We start from the raw sequence: 19,665 nt of genomic DNA on the forward strand, positions 1-19,665 counted from the left end.
TCAGAAATGACAAAGGCGTAACCTCGGGAATGACGGAGGGTGTTAAATATCTCGAGCAAAGCGATATGCTAGGAAATTATTGGGTTAATGCCTATATCAGAGCAGCCAGTGATGGCGACGATGGCATGATGATGATCAGTCTTGAAGCGACTAATCTAGGTGATAAAACCTATACCCCAGCGTCACAATCACTGATTGCGACAGGTCGCAGTATCCAAATGAAGATTACTACTTTGCGGTGGTGTTATTTACTTATTACAAAAATTTTAAGGACATTAAGCGGTAACGATTCGATCTAACGCTAAATAACGTCTTAAACGGAGTGAGATGCTATTGACCAACATATTAAGTGCGGCGGTCACTAAAATTAAGATCAAGGCGACATCAAAAAATAGTGCTTCAAAGGCTGAATCAATATAAAAACCGAGTGTGGTGACCCCAAGCATCCCTAAAATGGCACTTTCACGCAATATGACTTCAAAGCGATAGAAAATCAGGCTGATAAAGCTTGGATATATCTGTGGCTGGAGCTCATAAGCCCACAAATTTAAACCGTTAGGTCGATCGACTCGCAGCTGGACTCTATCGGCACGATGTGCCAACAAATAACCAATAATTGCGCCATTATGCAGGGCCAATGCCAATATTGCAGGGAGCATTGACGGGCCAATGATTAGCATAATCACAAAAGCCAGGATAATTTCTGGCGTCGAGCGCATGACGATTAATAAACCGTGCCCCAAGATATAACCACGACCAAGAATTGCTCTAGAGGCCAGCGGCCAAGTTAACAGCGCTATCACGCCGCAACACAGCAACGCACTAACACTAAGTAATAAGCTAGCCCCAATCCCTGGTAGAATTTGACCTGATACTAAATCGCCAAACCACTGACTTAAGTGACTTAGATTAAGCGTAGGCTCAAGCAATGGCTGTGGCACAATATCTTGCGTGATAAAACGCACTAGGTATTTAAACTCTAACTGTGACTGCCAAGGTAAATAGACGATGGCCGCAATGAGGTAGACCAATACTAGGCGGATATTAAGCCACCATTTTAACGTCGCTATCATGGCAAAGAACAACAATAACAACCCCGCTGCTTGGTTATATTGTCCTTGCGAAAATGCAGTTTCAAGATAATAACCCAAGGTTGGCAGCCCGATGAATCCTAATATCGCGGCACTGCGCAGTCCACATTCGAAACGGTAGCGAGTATATTGTGCAATCGCAGCCCAACAGGGAATAATACCGGTATAAAGCCAAACACTGAGGCTAGTGTCATTAATCCAATGGCGACGATCCAGTGGGCTTTGCTCCAGAATATCGCTATAAACTCGGGCAAATATTCCCGTGTAGGGTATGGCAATCGCCAACACACCGGTAATAGAAGATAATCCGAACATTTGTAAAAATATCAACGCCCAAAATAACTCGTGAATTGAGCGAATAAAGGCACAAAAATGGCTAACCAATGGCAGATGATGTAAAGGTGCCAGAAAAATCCCAAGCGTCGCGGCGATGCTAATTCCGACCACCGCAAAAGAAACCGTGGTTAGTAGTGCTTCGGCTAAATAGTCGATTTGACTAAGATCTGGACTAATAAACCCTGCTAAAATTGCTAACAACTCATCCATTGGATCCGTTGCACTGATTTCAATGTCCGCCATCAATAACGTGAGAATACCCAAGCTTGCGATAAACAAGCTGATGAGTCGATACTTTCGTGCAGTGGTGTCAACAGTGATCATAACGTGGTTATTCACTGTGTTCTATGCGGTGATATATCAGATCCAATTGCTCGGAACTTACCTCAGTAGCCGGTGTATCAAAGGCGATAGCCCCGTCCTTTATGCCAATAATCCGATCAAACTGATTGAGGGCCATTTCTTTATTATGCAGCGCAACAACAACTGTTTGATGTTGATCCTTAATCGCCTTTAATAGTTCAACGCTTTGTTTTGGGTCTAAGCCTGAGAATGGTTCATCACCGATAAATATTGGCAGTCGCTGATAAAGTGCCCTGCCGATGGCACATCGTTGCTGCTGGCCTCCCGATAACTTATCAATTGATTTAAAAAGTAATCCAGTGAGTCCTAACCGTCGGGTTAGCTGTTCAACTCGGGTTTTATGCACCGGAAATGGTCGGATCAAATTAATGATATTATAAAAAAAGCCATGTTGGTTGAGTATTCCCATGTAAATATTATGGTAAACACTCAGCGTGTCGACCAGCATCGATTTTTGCGGGCAATAGGCAACATCGACACTGCGGCACTGATACAGGTAATTTAGTAGGGTTGACTTACCACTGCCACTGGTCCCGACAATGGCGACCTTCTCACCCTGTTTAATCATTAAACTGAGATTAGAAAATATTGGCTGATTTTTAAATCCAATGGCTTGATTGGATATATTAAACACTGTCGGACAATCTTGTGTCATAGCAACTTAATGGCTTTTGCAACAACCTTAATCGGTTCGTAATCATCATTAGTTGCTGGGACAAATTTTTGGCGTGGAAAACTGGCTAGTAATGATGGATCCGACATATCGAGTAACGCCTTTTGCACTCGCTGACTAAAATCTGGTGAAAACTGTTGGTCGACATCGCCACGGATAGTCCATTGATAATCAAGATAAGTTGGGGTGGTCCAAATTACCTTAATTTTTGAGAGATCGATTTTTCCAGCGTTAAGCTCGTTATGCCAAACCTTGTAATTAACGGCCCCTATTTGCCATGCACCCGACTGAACTTGCGCAATAGTTCGGCTGTGATCACCACTAAAGCCTACCCGTTTAAACACTTTATTGGGTGATTTTCCAAACGTTTGTCGGATGAAATGCTCTGGCATTAAGCGACCAGATGTCGAGCCTTTCGATCCAAAGGTAAAAGTAAATTTCGCGATATCTTTATTGAGTTGTGCTTGCTCGGTCAGCCCCGTTGAATGATGGGCGATAAAATAGCTTTTAAAGAATTGATCTTCATAACCTTGAGCAATAGCTCGAGAACCTTCAACCAGATGTCGCGCTTTGACTCCTGACAACCCACCAAACCAAGCGAGCTGAACCTGATTATTGCGAAAAGCACTAATCGCAGCACTGTAAGACTTAACGGGGACGTATTTAACATCGACTCCTAATTGCTCAGTCAGGTACAACGCCACTTTGTCAAAGCGACTGCGCAGACGGCTTTCATCTTCATCGGGGATCGCAGTAAACGTGAAGGTTTGAGCATTAATTGAATTAACGAATAACAGACAGCACAGTAATAAATATTTCATAATAAACGACGGAGAATACGGGGCTGGTGATTATAGCTGAACTGGTTAGATATATGCTATAAAGTTGAAAGGTATCTCACCAATTCAAAATATTTTTCACCCTGTGACTTGATCACTAAATACTTACCATTAACAATGATCTACGGAACTCCGTTTAATTTGTTGCTTTGCATTTCTGCAATATTGGTTTCAATGCGTTGCTTGATCTGTTGATTGGCACTGTTCATATTAAAAAACGACGCTGGATCTACCTCGATACTGGTCAAGAATAAAGAAAACATCTAGAAAACATCTAGGACACTCGCTTATAAAGCAACAAAAAAAAAACAATAACACCAGCTAACTATTCACTCAAAATAACCTCAAATTTTTCTAGTGAATATTAATCGGTACTAAACCTCTAAACAAATACGAGAATGAGTGCTTTTTATTGCTTTTTAGACATGACAAAAAAATCAGGCTTGATGTGTTGGTATAAAAGAAGGGGGTCTGCTGAGCGTTGAGTTGTTAAGCCAATAGTTTATCACAGCAAGTGACATTGGTTCGTCGCTTTAACCCTTGGTGTTCACAGTACTCGGTCAATACATCGCTATGTCCCACCGCGCCATGAAAGAGTTTTCTAAAACCTTTGCTTAGTGTCAGCCAGTTTTCAGGGCTTATATTAAGCCGAGTTAGCAAGGTTGGTTGATTTTCTTCAATGTAACCTGCTTTATCTTCACGAAGACAACGCCCTGTCAGTTCAATTAGTTCAAGATAGTCTTTTAATTCAAACGGTAAACCTGTTGGCATTTCTTTTCTAGGGTTGCCCACAAAGGGAAGTAGCCTTGTGGGTTGTTTCCCTTTTTTTGCTGATATTACCCGTTGTTTTACGCTAGTGTACCCTGAGCTTTCAGGGGTTTTAGCTATCTTGGCTCTTACTGGGTTTAAATCAACATACGCCATACAAGCAGCAAGAGCAGCTTCGTCTAATAAGGCTTGTGATTTAAAGCGCCCTTCCCAAAAATGACCTGTGCAGTTATCTTCAAGGTTGGCTTGTCTAGCAATACTTTGGTTTAGTAGGCGCATAAACCAGCTAATATCCATTAAGCGATTCCGATACACGGCAACCGTTTCCAGTAAAGAAGTCATAAGGTAATCGGGGATTTCTTCTCCACGACAATACTGCTGTGTTATTAATGTGCCTTTGAATAATTGATGCCAACGTTGAAGTACCTCACTTGTTGTCCACGATTTTGCAGTTTCTTCATCAACAAAAAGTACTATATGCGTGTGATTACTCATAACAGCGTAAGCGCATACATCAATTGAAAAAATTTGACTTAGGCTGAGTAATTTATCTTCTACCCACCCTCGCCTATGGTCAAAATTCTGCCCGGTATTTTTATCTTCACCACATAAAAAGGCGCGGCGAACACAACGAGAAATACAATGATAATAAGGTGTATCAGCTAAGCTAATTAATTGCTTTCTTGCAGTAGTCATAAAAAACCTCTCGAAAAATGCTTATTTACTAACTCTAGTTGAGAGGTTTATATTATTCAAATTTGAGCGACTGTCCTTGTTAATTTTTTTACTTATTTAACGCCATGCATGAGTTTATTAATGAAAGGGGCAATAATAAATAAGAAGATGCCACTGGCCATAAGTAACCAGAAACTAAAAGTAAACCCTGTCAGTGCTGAATCGACTGTAATACCGGTTTTACCGCTCATGCTACCGGCTAAAATACCTGAAAAATTACTGCCAATAGCGGTACTTAAAAACCAGCCACCAAAGGCAAAACCAGCCATAGATGCGGGGACTAATTTACTAACCATAGATAAACCAATAGGTGCTAAACATAACTCTCCTACTGTATGTAATACATAACAGGCAGCCAGAGGCCAAAGCGGAATCATGTTATTAGCATCTAATAAGTTTTCCAGAGCATAAACCAAAACTAAAAACCCTAGGCCGGTACCAAGCAAACCTAAGGCGAATTTACGAGGAATACTTGGCTCTATTTTACATTTTGCCATAGCCAACCAGATCATAGTAACAACAGGGGCTAAAACTAAAATCGAAACAGCATTCACTGATTGAAACCAGGCTAATTTGAACTCAACGACCTCGGTAATGTTTCTGTTAACAATGTTTTGGGCCAGAAAAGTAAAAGAACTGCCTGCTTGCTCGAAGAACATCACAAAGATCACATTAAAAATACACATGATCAAACAAGCAATAATTTTATCCAAGGCCATTCGCCCTTCTTTTTGCGCTCCTTTGAGTAAGATTATGGCCAAGCCAATAAATAATGCAAACAGTAACCAACCTAAAACTTGCGCGCCAGCATATGCCATTAACAGGTATACTGGGATAATAGATAACATTGAACCGGCAATAACATAGAGTAAGTTTTTAGTTCTGGTAGGCGTTTTTTCTATGCTTCCTATGCCTTTTAATTGTCGGCGGCCAATGTAAAACCAAACATAACTTATCAGCATACCAATACCCGCAGCAGCAAAAACAGCTTTGTAGTTATCCATCATAGGGGTATCAGTTAATGTGCTTGCCAACCATTGAGTCGCAATGGGCGAGACCATAGCGCCGGCATTGATGCCCATATAAAAAATACTGAAACCACGATCTCGTCGGCTATCATTTTTCTGATAAATCTTGCCAACTAAGTTTGAAATATTAGGCTTAAATAAACCGTTACCGACGATAATCGTTGCTAAACCTATCATGAAAAAACTCTGGCTGGGCAACATAATTAAAAAGAAGCCAGCACTCATGATAAGTGCGCCTACTAATATGGAGTGTTGGGCACCAATGATCTTATCCGCAACATATCCGCCAAAAATAGCACTACCATAGACTAAAGCTAAATAGGCGCCATAGGTATTTGATGCAAAGTTTTGACCCGAAGCATCACCATTAAAAAACTGTGCCACTATATAAAGGGTTAAGGCCCAACGAATACCATAAAAAGCAAAGCGCTCCCAAAATTCGGCCATAAATAACATCCATAAAGGTTTTGGATGTCCCCATAATTCATCATATTCTAAAATACTTTTGTTTATTTCAACGTCATCTGCTGTCGAGCTTAGTGTTGTCATATTGTGCTCCTGTGTATAAATAAAACGGCTATGCCCACAAACAGGTAAAGTTATTCACTTTTGTCTGCAGCAGAAAACCTGTGCTGTTTTATTAATCGCCACTTCGTGACTTTTTTGGTTATTTTAATGTCCCTGAGTTGCCCCTAGGGTTCATTTAGTGTTGTTTGAATTTTTGTCAGATCCAAAAGTCTAGAGTCAACAGATCCAATTTATTGTAATTTGCTATTTAATAATAAAGCCTTATTAAATAAGTGCTTGAAGTTACGGTGAAGCAGGCACAAAGATTTGGTGAAGGTTTGGTGAATACATAGTGCAAGGTTGCAGTTTGGTGAAAAAGCAGTAATGATGTCGATAAAGCAACAAAATATATAATATTGAGTCATTAAAATAGTGCTAGATAATAAACAGAAAGTGACTCGTTATTTATTCGATGATCTTATTTTAGATGTACAAATCGGCATAGTGTATCGCGGCAATGAAACACTTTCATTACCAAAATTAAGCTATGATTTACTGGTTGCCCTTGTAGAGCATTCTCCTGCGTTATTGAGTCAGCAGGATCTGATGGAAAAAGTATGGCCTGATCGGGTTATAGGAGATGAAACATTAAAACAAAGAGTTAAATTATTACGCCGATCTTTAGGTGATAATGCCAGTGCACCAAATTATATAGAAGCGGTACGGGGTCGTGGTTATCGGCTTTTGCCTCAAGTTAAGCGCGAATGTATTATCACCAAAGCTCCCTCAGTTGTGATTGACCTCTCCGTGGATTTATCGGCTAATGATAGGTTTCCTGCAATTGAATATATGCATTTTACTGCGCTGTGGAAAAACTTCTCTAAAATTAGCCTAAGTATTTTGTTGAGTCTTAGTTTACTCTTCGCTCTGTATGCCTATTTTTATCCGCCCATAACGTCTAATGTTTTATTGGCCGATATTACAGCGGATAAATCAGACAATCCGCTAAGTACTGTTAATGCCTCACCTGTAAAAAAACATTTAGCGCAGACGCTGACAAGCAATGAAGTTGCCTTTGACTATTATGCTAAAGGCAAAGAGTATTATAAACGTTATCGTAAAATTGATAATGTCATTGCAATTGAATTTTTTACCAAAGCAATCAATGAGAATCCAGAATTTTCACTAGCTTATGCCGGATTGAGTCAGGCTCATAGCCAGCAATCATTTCAATTTGATGGCGAAGAAATTGAGCAGATTAAGGCAGTGGATTATGCGTATCAGGCGATCACCCATGATAATACCTCGGTGGAATCTTACAAAGCTCTGGGTGCTGCTTATTATGTGTCTGGCTGGTTATCTAAAAGCATAGATGCACATTTAAAAGCACTGTACCTTACCCCCTCTAATACTGAAACAGTAACAAACTTAGGTTTTATTTATAGTGAGCAAGGTAAGCTGGCTAAAGCCATGCGCTGGCACAAAAAGGCTTTATTACTCAATCCAAACCATGTGGTAAGTATGGTTCATACCGGTCAGACTCTGGCAGCACTTGGCCATTACAAACTAGCCGAAAGCTGGTATCGAAAAGCAATAGACCAACAACCTGATTATCTATTGGCAACTTTTTATTTAGGCCAGCTACAGATCGCGTTAAAACAATATCAACGGGCCGAAAATACCTTTAAGGCTGCACTTAAATTATATCAACAACATCCATTATTATCGGAAGGTTTAGCCGATAATTATTTTTATTCTGGACAGACAACGAAAGCAAACCTGCTCTACAGGCAGATAGCGCTAGATACTAAAAACAAATTCTCGAGACGAGTGGAAATCATGTTTTTAGTTTCGGTAACACCAGACTCAATAAATACAGCAAAGACAGACTTGTTGGCATTGATCTCGCAATTAAAAAATGCGTTGAATACCGGCTCAGATAAAGCGTCTCACAGTTATAACTTAGCATTGCTTTATGCTTATGATAAACAAGAGCAACTGGCAATTCGCTATCTGGTTCAGGCCGTAGAGCAAGGTTTCATGCTAATACATAAAATAGAGCAACACCCCGTATTTTTTCAATTAAAACGTTTTAAAAATTATAATCAAATTATTTCCAGCATGAAACAAAAGCAAAGTGTAGAAAATGAAGCTATTGGGGATGTTTCATTCTTCAAGTAACAAACCATAATCAATTATAAAAATAACTCTATAATGCTGCTACAAAAAGTGACCATGTATGCCTGAAGTTATTGGTAGAATTAATCCGTTCAGCCACTGTGCATGAAAAAGTTAACTAAGAAGTTATCAAAGTTAACTAGGACACTCGCTTATACCCCCCTAAAAAAAAACAATAACATAAGTAAAATAGCAAGTTAACTAGGACACTCGCTTATACCCCCCTAAATAAGTCAAAGTTAACTAGGACACTCGCTTATACCCCCCTAAAACAAAACAATAACATAAGTAAAATAGCCACTCAAAATAAGCTCAATTATTGCGAATAAAACCTGAGTTCGAACAGTATTTACCAAATTTTCAAATAAATAGCAGAAATGCTATTTTTTAGACATGACAAAAATATCAGGCTTGATGTGGTTTTATTAAATAAGAGGTGATTGGTGCTGAATCGTTACGCCAATAGTTTATCACAGAAAGTGACATTGGTTCGTCGCTTTAACCCTTGGTGTTCACAGTACTCGGTCAATACATCGCTATGTCCCACCGCGCCATGAAAGAGTTTTCTAAAACCTTTGCTTAGTGTCAGCCAGTTTTCAGGGCTTATATTAAGCCGAGTTAGCAAGGTTGGTTGATTTTCTTCAATGTAACCTGCTTTATCTTCACGAAGACAACGCCCTGTCAGTTCAATTAGTTCAAGATAGTCTTTTAATTCAAACGGTAAACCTGTTGGCATTTCTTTTCTAGGGTTGCCCACAAAGGGAAGTAGCCTTGTGGGTTGTTTCCCTTTTTTTGCTGATATTACCCGTTGTTTTACGCTAGTGTACCCTGAGCTTTCAGGGGTTTTAGCTATCTTGGCTCTTACTGGGTTTAAATCAACATACGCCATACAAGCAGCAAGAGCAGCCTCGTCTAATAAGGCTTGTGATTTAAAGCGCCCCTCCCAAAAATGACCTGTGCAGTTATCTTCAAGGTTGGCTTGTCTAGCAATACTTTGGTTTAGTAGGCGCATAAACCAGCTAATATCCATTAAGCGATTCCGATACACGGCAACCGTTTCCAGTAAATAAGTCATAAGGTAATCGGGGATTTCTTCTCCACGACAATACTGCTGTGTTATTAATGTGCCTTTGAATAATTGATGCCAACGTTGAAGTACCTCACTTGTTGTCCACGATTTTGCAGTTGCTTCATCAACAAAAAGTACTATATGCGTGTGATTACTCATAACAGCGTAAGCGCATACATCAATTGAAAAAATTTGACTTAGGCTGAGTAATTTATCTTCTACCCACCCTCGCCTATGGTCAAAATTCTGCCCGGTATTTTTATCTTCACCACATAAAAAGGCGCGGCGAACACAACGAGAAATACAATGATAATAAGGTGTATCAGCTAAGCTAATTAATTGCTTTCTTGCAGTAGTCATAACAAAACCTCTCGAAAAATGCTTATTTACTAACCCTAGTTGAGAGGTTTATATTATTCAAATTTGAGCGACTGTCCTTATTAATTCTTTTAATAACAAAACCTCTAGAAAAATGCTTATTTACTAACCCTAGTTGAGAGGTTTATATTATTCAAATTTGAGCGACTGTCCTTGTTAATTCTTTGTTAATTCTTTTCAAATTTGAGCGACTGTCCTTTTTAATTCATTGAGAGGTTTATATTATTCAAATTTGAGCGACTGTCCTTATTAATTCTTGTTATTCAAATTTGAGCGACTGTCCTTATTAATTCCTTTCTTGCATGAGCGACTGTCCTTATTAATTCTACTTTCTTGCAGTAGTCATAACAAAACCTCTAGAAAAATGCTTATTTACTAACCCTAGTTGAGAGGTTTATATTATTCAAATTTGAGCGACTGTCCTTTTTAATTCACTTTGAGCGACTGTCCTTGTAAATTCTTTTGAGCGACTGTCCTTATTAATTCTAATAAATGGGGGTCAGACTCTGACCCCCATTTATCTCTAACCCGCCAGGATAATACAGTTTCTACCGTTATTTTTAGCTTGGTATAAAGCCATATCTGCTTCATGAAAAATCTGATTAAAGTTGGGTTGATTTTGTGCTAGCTGTGAAATGCCAAAACTTGCAGAGGTATTAACTATCTCATCACCTAAGGTAATATCTGCTTTCTCAATGCCTTGGCGTATGCGCTCAGCGATATCGTAGGCTTGTTTTGAAGAGGTACTAGGTAGTATGACTAAGAACTCTTCACCGCCAATACGGCCTAAAATATCATTACTCCTCACATATTCGTTAGCAATGTTGGCAATACTCTTTAAGGCAATGTCCCCACCGGTATGGCCGTAGGCATCATTAATCTTTTTAAAATGATCAATGTCGAAAATTATAATGGCAAAGTTTTGTTGGTATTTCTTCGCTTGCGCCAACATGTTTTCAGCATAAATAAAAGTGTAACGACGGTTAGCAAGCTCAGTTAAAACATCGGTATTGGCTAACTTATGCAATATCTTGCTATTTTTACGTTGACGATAGATAAAAAACATCAAACTAAGGGCAAAAATCGACACCGCAGAAATGAGTAAGGTTTGCAGTTTCTGCTGTTGTGCAGCACTTTCTAATTCGGCTTTATCAAGTTGCATGTCACGCTCAAGTAATTGATTTTTTAACAATGCTTGGTCAGTATCAAACATGACTTTGTATCTAGAGCGGACTTTTTCTCGCTCGCTATTTTGATAGGACTTAAATAATTTTCGTGTCTCTTTTTGAAAGAAGTAAGCATTTTTAAAGTCTTCTTTATATACGGCAATATCAGCTTTGAAGTCGAGTAGTTGGATATGCCAAGAGATGACTTTTTCCTTATCTAGGTTAGCTAAAACCGCCTCGGCTTGTTTTATATTATCTTCGGCAAAGCTGATTTCTTTGTCGGCAAATGCTATTTGGGCGCTTAGTATTAAATCACTAAGTTGCGTGAAAGGGGTTATGCTACCTTGATGGTTTTTTTCATATAACTCAAAATAATGGCGTGCTTTATCGTTTTGTTTTTTCTTAAGGTAGGCGTTTGCTAAACCTAGATACGCCACATCAGCGAGGTTTTCTTTTTCAACCCGTTTGGATAAATCCAGTACTCTTTGATAGGTTGATATTGCCTTGTCAAATTCTTTCATCGGCATGTAAATGTTAGCTAAGGTATTTTGCGCAAACAATTCGTCAAAATAATATTCATTAGCATGGAAATAGCGGATCGCCTCATTTGCTAGCTGGACGGCTTTTTCATCATCATAAATATAGGAATAAGAGCGTGACATCTGAATATTTAAATAGGCTATATCTAATTCATCACCGAGTTCGTGGGTAAGCAGATAAGCTTGGTGATAATTTTTTAGCGCTTCAGTATCATTATGGTTGGCTGAATACGCACTGGCAATAGCGCTATAGCTCTCAGCTAACAGTTTTTTATCTTCTATATCTTCAGCATATTTTTTAGCTTGCCGATATAGTGTCATGGCTTGTTTGGATGTACCTTGAGCGTCGAGTACATCGGCATGTGTTATCAGCAGTGTTATGCCATCCTTAGTCGATAAATTGGTTTTTAAACCATAAAACATATTAATATAATGTTGGCTTTCATCAAGCAAGCCTAAATAATAATTGTATTCAGCAACTCTGGCATACAGTGCTGCTTTGCCGATGTTATCTAGTGGCTGTGTTGGCTTGTTAAGTAATGTCTTAGTGAATTCAAGCGCCAATCTAGGGTTTTTATCGTTGAGTTGGTCTAGCTTTTTCAGTGATTCTTGTAACCAAACAGGGTGTGGAGATAAAGCATAACTAACCGGGCTAAAGGCCATGATACAAATCAGTATAATCTTTTGCAGGTTAATTGACTGAAGCAAGTGATTTTTTTTAATCATATTGACTATAAAAATAATGCTGGTCACTGCTTACCGCCTTTTTTATTAATACTTTGTTTTTATTATTTTACACTATTAACTATTGTAGTTGATTGTCGGTCAATCTCGTTGGAATTAGTTACTTTTAGTTAAGGTTTTTTATTACTCAGCGTTGAAAAAAGTAAAGAAGTTAACAAGTTAACAAGTTAACAAGTTAACTCGCTTATACCCCCCTAAAACAAAATAATAACATAAGTAAAATAGCCACTCAAAATAAGCTCAATTATTGCGAATAAAACCTGAGTTCGAACAGTGTTTACCAAATTTTCAAATAAATAGCAGAAATGCTATTTTTTAGACATGACAAAAATATCAGGCTTGATGTGGTTTTATTAAATAAGAGGTGATTGGTGCTGAATCGTTACGCCAATAGTTTATCACAGAAAGTGACATTGGTTCGTCGCTTTAACCCTTGGTGTTCACAGTACTCGGTCAATACATCGCTATGTCCCACCGCGCCATGAAAGAGTTTTCTAAAACCTTTGCTTAGTGTCAGCCAGTTTTCAGGGCTTATATTAAGCCGAGTTAGCAAGGTTGGTTGATTTTCTTCAATGTAACCTGCTTTATCTTCACGAAGACAATCACTTAATTGTTGTTCTTTGTCAATGAATGGTTAATTAAATCCCATATAAATCAAAGTTTAATAGCTTTTAGACAATGGATTCCCGATCAGTAACTTCGGGAATGACGAATATATTAAGAGGGCTGTCTGCTATTTTACTAATCAAAAAAACATTCTAATCAAAAAACTAAATTAATGATGAGATTAGCATTGTTATTCTCATCATTTTTTCACTGCATAAACTCTGCAAGCGCCTGCTGGTAAGCTGAAAACTCGGCGATGTTATTATGACCTGCGCCAACAATAACCTTCAATTGAGGCTTTTTGGCAAAGTAATTAGCTAAGTTATGCCCGTATTTAGGCGCAATCACCTCATCTTGCTCAGCAATAATAAGTAGACTATCGGCGTTAATATCTTCTACCTTACGCCATGATTCAAATTTGTCTTTGAGCAAAAAGGATAAGGGAAACATCCAGTAAATGTCTTGGGCAACATTGAGAATACTGTCAAAAGGGGTGACTAAAATCATCTTTTTAATCGTTCTAACTGCACTTAGATTAACCGCAACACCAGAGCCTAAACTGCGCCCCATAACACTGATTGTTTGATAATCACTGGCTAGTTGGTCGTATATTGCTAGCGCATCTTGAGTCAGTGCTTGCTCACTCGGTGCTCCGGTACTGGCGCCATAGCCGCGATAATTAATCAGATAAACCGTGTGATGAGGAAATAGCTGACGAAATGACTCAATATTCGCGCTAACGTCTTCAGCATTACCGCCAAAATATAATAAGGCATGGCTTGTCTCTGGGTTTATCTGCCATGCTTGTATGGTTTGTCCATTCACCTTAAAAGCAATATCGTCTTGCTGTGCTGTCGGACTATTTACCGGTGGAAAGTACAACATCTTGCGCTGAGCAAAATATAACAGCGTTACTGTTACCAAATAAGCGACCAGTAAAAACTTGCCAAAATCTAACATTAACGCCTCTCTATATTTAAAGTAAAATAGTGCAGATAAAGCTAGCAGCTTAACTTGAGTGCTAACGCTAAAAGAAGTTTAGCGCACGCCATGCATACCACGCTTTAACAGTGGCGATATCAATAAAACCACAACGCCGCTACCAAGACCAACCCACATTAAAAATTCAAACAGCTGGCTATAGATAACAACAGCATCACTCACACTAGCAACCTCTCCGCCTTGGGTATCAATGGCAGCCATTTTTCCTAAGCGCATCGCAAGGGTTTCAGACAGCGCCGTTGCTAAAAACCACACGCCCATGGAGAGCCCTACTACCCTATGTATGGCCAGCTTAGTTACCGCTGAAAGCCCTACCGGCGAAATACACAGTTCACCGGTAGTATGAATGAGATACGCCAGCACTAACCACCATAAGCTGATTTTTCCTGCCTCATTAGGAAATTGCGCGCCTAACACTAAGACAGCAAAACCTATGCCTGCCAGCATAATGCCAAGACCAAATTTAACAGCAATATTGGGGTTTAGCTGAAACTTTTCTAACCATACCCATAAGGCCGCAAAAGGTAAGGCTAACACAATGATAAAACCTGCATTGAGCGAGCCAAACTGTCCGGCTGATATTTCAATGCCAGCAATAGTTCTATCAACTACCCTATCGGCATATAAGGTCATCGAGCCAGCGGCTTGCTCAAACAGCGCCCAAAAAACAATGGTAGAAGCAATTAAAACCATGAGTACCAGCATTTGTTGAAACTCTGCTCTGCTGCCTTTTAACAGCGCAAAAACGATTAGCCCGCCCCCGGCAACAATCAGTAAAATCTGCTGGGCAGCAAACACCACAGGCTCATGTTGGATCATTAACCAAAACACCGACAAACTTAATATCGCTGTTAAATATATTAGGTATTCACGGCTGATCAAGCCCCACACTTTCTCGGCTAAAAGTTCAGCGTGTGGCGGCTCAGCCAAGCCACGTAAATATTTCAGTCCCTTAGTGAAAGTAACTAAGCCAAACAGCATGCCAATGCCAGCGGCGCCAAAGCCATAGTTCCAGCCGAACGTTTCTCCTAAGTAAACACAGATAATTGTCGCGGCAAAAGCGCCAAGGTTGATGCCCATATAAAAAATAGTAAAACCAGAGTCACGACGGGGATCATCCTTACTGTATAATCGACCCACGATAGTGGAGATATTGGGTTTTAAAAAACCAACGCCAACCACAATAAACGATAGCGCCAGATAAAAAACATTCAGCGCCGCTAGGTCTTGTACTTTAATCGTTTGAGTTAATTGCGTACCTGCACTGAGGACAGCGCCCGTATTAAGGGTAAGATCAGCCGTTAAAATAGTTCCTGCCACATATTGCACCGCTTGGTGACCTTCTACTGCCATAAGGATATGGCCAATACTGAGTAAAATACCACCGAAGATCACCGACTTTTTCATACCTAGGTAGCGATCGGCTAACATGCCACCGATAACAGGTAAGGTATAAACTAAACCCGCATAGGCGCCTAATACTGCCAATCCTTCTCCGTCTGAAAACAAATGGTATTTGGTCAAATATAACAGCAGCAAATACTTCATACCATAGAATGAAAATCGCTCCCATAATTCAGTGGCAAAACAAACATACAAGCCTTTGGGGTGACCAAATAATTCATCAGCACTTATCTGTTTATCCGTATCAGCGATGTCTGTTTTATTCATATATAGCCTGTAATTCGACCAAGAAAACCATAGAAGAAGTATAGGGTGAGTATTACCGTTACGCTAAGCAGGCTTGTTATTTGTTTAATTCATTGACGGAAGTACGAGGAATAACCGATAGGTGGATGGTGGAATATAATCAAAGTTTAATGGCTATTAGACCATGGATTTCCGACCAGTAACTTCGGAAATGACAGAGGGTCTAACTTCGGAATTGATGAGGACGGAACTCCGGAAATGACTGCGGCTAAACCAAGGGGGTGAAGAGGATGGGAATTTGTGGGTGACAAGTTTGGGGTGAAATAGTGAACATCAATACTTTAACAACAAAACTAGAGCCAAGGTATGGATAAGTATTATTAGAGCCGACTAAACTGCCTTATGATGGTTGGTAAACCATGGTAAGTGATTGTTAATTATTTAAATATAACTTAAGATACGATGATTTTTTATTTGGCCTAAGTTATAGAATATTACTTTATCCAAAGATGACTGAAATGGATTCATATTAAAAGGGAATAGTGTAAATGACAGTTGTTATTGACAAAAGTGAACAAAATACCATAAGTAAAAAAAATATAAAACCGCTATTATTGTTAACCATAGCACTGCCGTTAGTTATGCTCACTGGCTGTGGTGGCTCTGGCGGAACAGTGCCCGTGACTAAAACAGTCACTGAGCCTACTTGGCAGCAAGATCAATTTCAACCATCAAGTAACTTTGTAGCTCAATGTAAAGATCCCCGCGTTGGCAGCAGCCCTATTACTCATATCACTTATCCAGATAAATCAGGCAGTGAGCTACTGGAAAAACAGTGGCAACGTGCCTTTACTCATGAGACTTACCTTTGGTACAAAGACGTTATTGATAAAGATCCAAAAAACTTTAATTTAATCGATTATTTCGACCAACTTAAAACAACAGCAGTAACAGATTCTGGCGCTCCGAAAGATAAGTTTCATTGGATGGAGCCGACAAGTAATTTTGAAGAGCACACTCAATTAGGCGTCAGCTATGGTTACGGTATTGACTATGATCAACAAAGCAGTATTGCTCCACCGAGAAGTTGGCAGGTAAAAAATGTCACGCCAAATACGCAAGCAATGATGGCGGGCGTTTCTCGTGGTTCGAAGCTGCTGGAAATTGATGGTGTTGATTTTGTTAATAGCACGGCGCAAAGTGACATTAATATTATGGATAATGCCATATATAGTAGCAACGAAGGCGAAAGTCATACCTTTAAGTTTATTGATATTAATAATGAAGAATATCAAGTAACGTTGCAAACTGCCGCCATTACAGCAGTACCGTTACAGTTAGCTAAAACAATAGCTACTCCACAGGGAAAAGTCGGCTATCTATTATTAAATTCTTTTAGTATTTCTACGGTTGAAAAAGATCTCTTTGATCAATTTACGCTTTTTTCGGCAAATCAAATTACTGATTTAGTGGTTGATTTACGTTATAACGGTGGTGGTTTTTTAGCGCTGTCGTCGCAATTGGCTTATATGGTTGCCGGTAAAGATGTTACCGAAGGTAAGCTATACGAAAAAATTGTTTACAACGATAAAACAGCCAGTACCGAAACACCGTTTCTTGATGTGACCATTGATTTAGGACGTTTAATTGGTGGCGACTCAATTATTCAAGCGGATCAACCACTACCAACCTTAGATTTAGCTCGAGTTTATGTGCTTACTACCGGCTCTTCCTGCTCAGCGAGTGAATCATTTATCAATTCGTTAATTGGTGTAGGCATAGAAGTTATTCAAATTGGTGAAACAACCTGCGGAAAACCATACGGATTTTTTATTCAAGATAATTGTGGTTCTACGTATTTCACGGTGCAGTTTAAAGGAGAAAATGATGCAGGTTTTGGTGATTATGCCGATGGTTTAGTACCCGCTAAGTTGCCGGAAGCAGGTAAGTTAGATCAAGTACAAGGTTGTCCTATTAAGGAGGATTATTTGCACTCTTTGGGTGACGAACAAGAATTATTACTCGCTAGTGCGCTTTATTATCAAACACATAATACTTGTCCTGTGATGGTCGAACAACCTGTTAAGTTAAGCGGTAAATTGATTAGTAGTTTTAGTTCGCCGAAATCAGTGTTATCTCAACCAAGCAATTCGGTTGAATATTTTGGCGCTAAGCTTAATACTCGCACGCCACTACAAGATGCTATTATTGATGATATTTATTTTGATAAATTCCGCCATGTCAGAGCAGGTAAAACTCAATGATAATTAAACATCTTACTTTTGTCGCGCTGTCTTTAAGTCTTCTGTCAGCTTGTGCTCTGCAGGCTGATGAATCAGTTGCGGCATTACTGCCTGATAACAGTAGTGAAGCCCGTGCTGAAATTGTTGCTGTCGTTAGTAATGCTTTGGCAGGCAATAAGGTACCAATAGCACAGGATGTCTTTCAACAGTCGAGTCGATTATTATTGACGACTCCGCCGGTGACATCACCACAGGGTGTAAAAGTTTATAGTAAGGAAATAAAACCGGCTTTAGTGTTTGAATTAAGAAAAAAATCCGATACTTGTTTGCTTAAACGACTTGATACAGGTCAAGAGTGGCCATTAAAGACAAGGTCTTGCTTTAAACGATAACGTTTAATAGCCGAATTTACATAGAGAGAAAAAGGTCGATTATTTCGACCTTTTTTAATTGTTCGGCTGAAGTCGGGAACAAACATACTTTCGGTGGCCAATTTAAGTTAAAGCCTTGTCGCTTTATAGCTTTGTTATTTTATTTAAAGCTTCCGCTATTTATTCACTGACTTTAGACGCGTTTCTGCGCTTTTCTAACCATTGGTTCAGTAATAACGACAGCACAATGAGTGAGCCACCAAAGAGTAATCGAGCAATATCTGCATCACGATTCCAAATCACTAAATTAACGATAATGCCCGCAGGGATCAGCAAGTTATTCATAATAGCCAGTGCACCGACATTAACCAAGGTAGCGCCTTTGTTCCACGCAAAATAACCCACACCTGAGGCGATAATGCCCAAATAAACTAATATGCCCCATTGCAACTCAGTGGTCGGTAGTTTAGTGGCATCACCAAAAATTAAATAACAAATGGCCGCCACACAAAACGCACCGATGAAAAACCAGGCAAATATTGCTTTTTGATTGATAGACTGTTTTAGCTGCTGAGTAGCCATTAAGCGTTTATAACAGACCTGCCCGGTAGCAAAACATAAATTAGCCGCTTGCACCAAGAGCAAACCCATAATGAAGTTAGCGTCTACGGTGTTAAAACGAATGGCAATAGCACCCGAGGTGGCCAGTAATGCGGTTAACATAAAATTGAGGTGAAATTTTCGCTCAAAAGCATCATTTAATAAGGTGATATAAATAGGGGTCATCACGGTAAATAATAAAACTTCAGGCACAGACAAATACAAAAATGACTGATAATAAAAAACGTACATTAAGCCTAATTGAATTGCCCCTATGGCCATTAATTTAACGGCCGTTTGCCAGCTGATTTCATTTAATCGTAAAAAGGGTAAAAAGAGTAACATAGCCAAACCAATACGCATTAATACCGAGAACCAAGCATCAACCTGCCCTGCTAAATACACGCCAATTAAACTAAATGAAAAAGCCCACAAGAGGGTAACCGAAATAAGATATGACATTAAAACCTAACTAGATTATTTTTTTACCATTGTAAACAACAATCAATCTCAAACGTAGTTATTTAACATTAACAATTATCATCATCTACCTAGATAGGATGGCAAAATAGCAGAATTTAAATAGCAAGAAAAAGGTCCATGATTTCGACATTTTTTAATTGATAGGGTGAAATTGGGGACAAGCATGCTTTCTGTGGCCAATTTAAGTTAAAGCCTTGTCGCTTTATAGCTTTGTCGCTTTATTTAAGGCTTCAGCTATTTATTCATTGGATTCATTGATATCCTCAATCGAAGCAACAGCTAAATACTAGGTTGAG

General features: G+C 39.2%; 14 protein-coding genes. 4 read left to right on the forward strand and 10 right to left on the reverse strand.

Annotated elements, in window-relative coordinates; genetic code table 11:
* Nucleotides 1–29: 29 nt before the first annotated feature.
* Entirely contained in the window at nt 30–299 is a 270-nt protein-coding gene (locus tag ASU03_RS11365; RefSeq protein WP_057831914.1) for a hypothetical protein, read from the forward strand.
* Here ASU03_RS11365 and ASU03_RS11370 read toward each other — a convergent pair.
* From ASU03_RS11370 to ASU03_RS11390, 5 genes are all read right to left on the reverse strand, one after another.
* Complete coding sequence (locus ASU03_RS11370) at nt 276–1,766, reverse strand: PhnE/PtxC family ABC transporter permease (RefSeq protein ID WP_057831915.1); 1,491 nt, start codon at nt 1,764–1,766, stop codon at nt 276–278. The two genes, ASU03_RS11365 and ASU03_RS11370, sit on opposite strands and share 24 nt — an antisense overlap.
* A complete protein-coding gene (locus tag ASU03_RS11375) occupies nt 1,759–2,445 on the reverse strand; it encodes an ATP-binding cassette domain-containing protein (RefSeq protein WP_057831916.1) in 687 nt (228 codons plus the stop codon). Before ASU03_RS11375 ends, ASU03_RS11370 begins: the two co-directional genes overlap by 8 nt.
* Nucleotides 2,442–3,284: a putative selenate ABC transporter substrate-binding protein gene (locus ASU03_RS11380; protein ID WP_057831917.1), complete on the reverse strand. Its 843-nt coding sequence runs from the start codon at nt 3,282–3,284 to the stop codon at nt 2,442–2,444. Before ASU03_RS11380 ends, ASU03_RS11375 begins: the two co-directional genes overlap by 4 nt.
* A gap of 507 nt (nt 3,285–3,791) precedes the next feature.
* Nucleotides 3,792–4,766 carry a transposase gene (locus tag ASU03_RS11385; protein ID WP_057831918.1) on the reverse strand — a complete coding sequence of 325 codons (975 nt, stop codon included), beginning with the start codon at nt 4,764–4,766 and terminating at the stop codon, nt 3,792–3,794.
* A 92-nt stretch (nt 4,767–4,858) separates the two neighbouring features.
* On the reverse strand, nt 4,859–6,382 hold the full coding sequence (locus ASU03_RS11390) for a peptide MFS transporter (protein ID WP_057831919.1): 1,524 nt from the start codon (nt 6,380–6,382) through the stop codon (nt 4,859–4,861).
* Between the two features lie 390 nt (nt 6,383–6,772).
* Between ASU03_RS11390 and ASU03_RS11395 the strand changes: the two genes are divergently transcribed.
* Nucleotides 6,773–8,521 carry a winged helix-turn-helix domain-containing protein gene (locus tag ASU03_RS11395; RefSeq protein WP_057831920.1) on the forward strand — a complete coding sequence of 583 codons (1,749 nt, stop codon included), beginning with the start codon at nt 6,773–6,775 and terminating at the stop codon, nt 8,519–8,521.
* Between the two features lie 451 nt (nt 8,522–8,972).
* Here ASU03_RS11395 and ASU03_RS11400 read toward each other — a convergent pair whose 3' ends face one another.
* The 4 genes from ASU03_RS11400 to ASU03_RS11415 form a co-directional block, all read right to left on the reverse strand.
* Entirely contained in the window at nt 8,973–9,947 is a 975-nt protein-coding gene (locus ASU03_RS11400) for a transposase (protein ID WP_057831921.1), read from the reverse strand.
* Between the two features lie 541 nt (nt 9,948–10,488).
* A complete protein-coding gene (locus ASU03_RS11405; RefSeq protein WP_057831922.1) occupies nt 10,489–12,423 on the reverse strand; it encodes a tetratricopeptide repeat-containing diguanylate cyclase in 1,935 nt (644 codons plus the stop codon).
* An 804-nt stretch (nt 12,424–13,227) separates the two neighbouring features.
* Entirely contained in the window at nt 13,228–13,980 is a 753-nt protein-coding gene (locus tag ASU03_RS11410) for an alpha/beta hydrolase (protein ID WP_057831923.1), read from the reverse strand.
* Nucleotides 13,981–14,058: 78 nt separating this feature from the next.
* Complete coding sequence (locus tag ASU03_RS11415) at nt 14,059–15,693, reverse strand: peptide MFS transporter (RefSeq protein WP_057831924.1); 1,635 nt, start codon at nt 15,691–15,693, stop codon at nt 14,059–14,061.
* Between the two features lie 527 nt (nt 15,694–16,220).
* Between ASU03_RS11415 and ASU03_RS11420 the strand changes: the two genes are divergently transcribed.
* Together ASU03_RS11420 and ASU03_RS11425 are read left to right on the forward strand one after the other, a co-directional pair.
* The gene (locus ASU03_RS11420) at nt 16,221–17,936 is read left to right on the forward strand and encodes a S41 family peptidase (protein ID WP_057831925.1); all 1,716 of its coding nucleotides are present in this window, start codon (nt 16,221–16,223) and stop codon (nt 17,934–17,936) included.
* Nucleotides 17,933–18,307 carry a hypothetical protein gene (locus tag ASU03_RS11425; protein WP_057831926.1) on the forward strand — a complete coding sequence of 125 codons (375 nt, stop codon included), beginning with the start codon at nt 17,933–17,935 and terminating at the stop codon, nt 18,305–18,307. The genes ASU03_RS11420 and ASU03_RS11425 overlap by 4 nt, the downstream gene beginning before the upstream one ends.
* 159 nt (nt 18,308–18,466) lie before the next feature.
* On the opposite strand, the gene ASU03_RS11430 is transcribed toward ASU03_RS11425, so the two are convergent.
* The gene (locus tag ASU03_RS11430) at nt 18,467–19,348 is read right to left on the reverse strand and encodes a DMT family transporter (RefSeq protein WP_057831927.1); all 882 of its coding nucleotides are present in this window, start codon (nt 19,346–19,348) and stop codon (nt 18,467–18,469) included.
* Nucleotides 19,349–19,665: the final 317 nt, after the last annotated feature.

Origin of the sequence: Colwellia sp. TT2012 (assembly GCF_001440345.1) — a bacterium.
Classification (GTDB): domain Bacteria; phylum Pseudomonadota; class Gammaproteobacteria; order Enterobacterales; family Alteromonadaceae; genus Colwellia.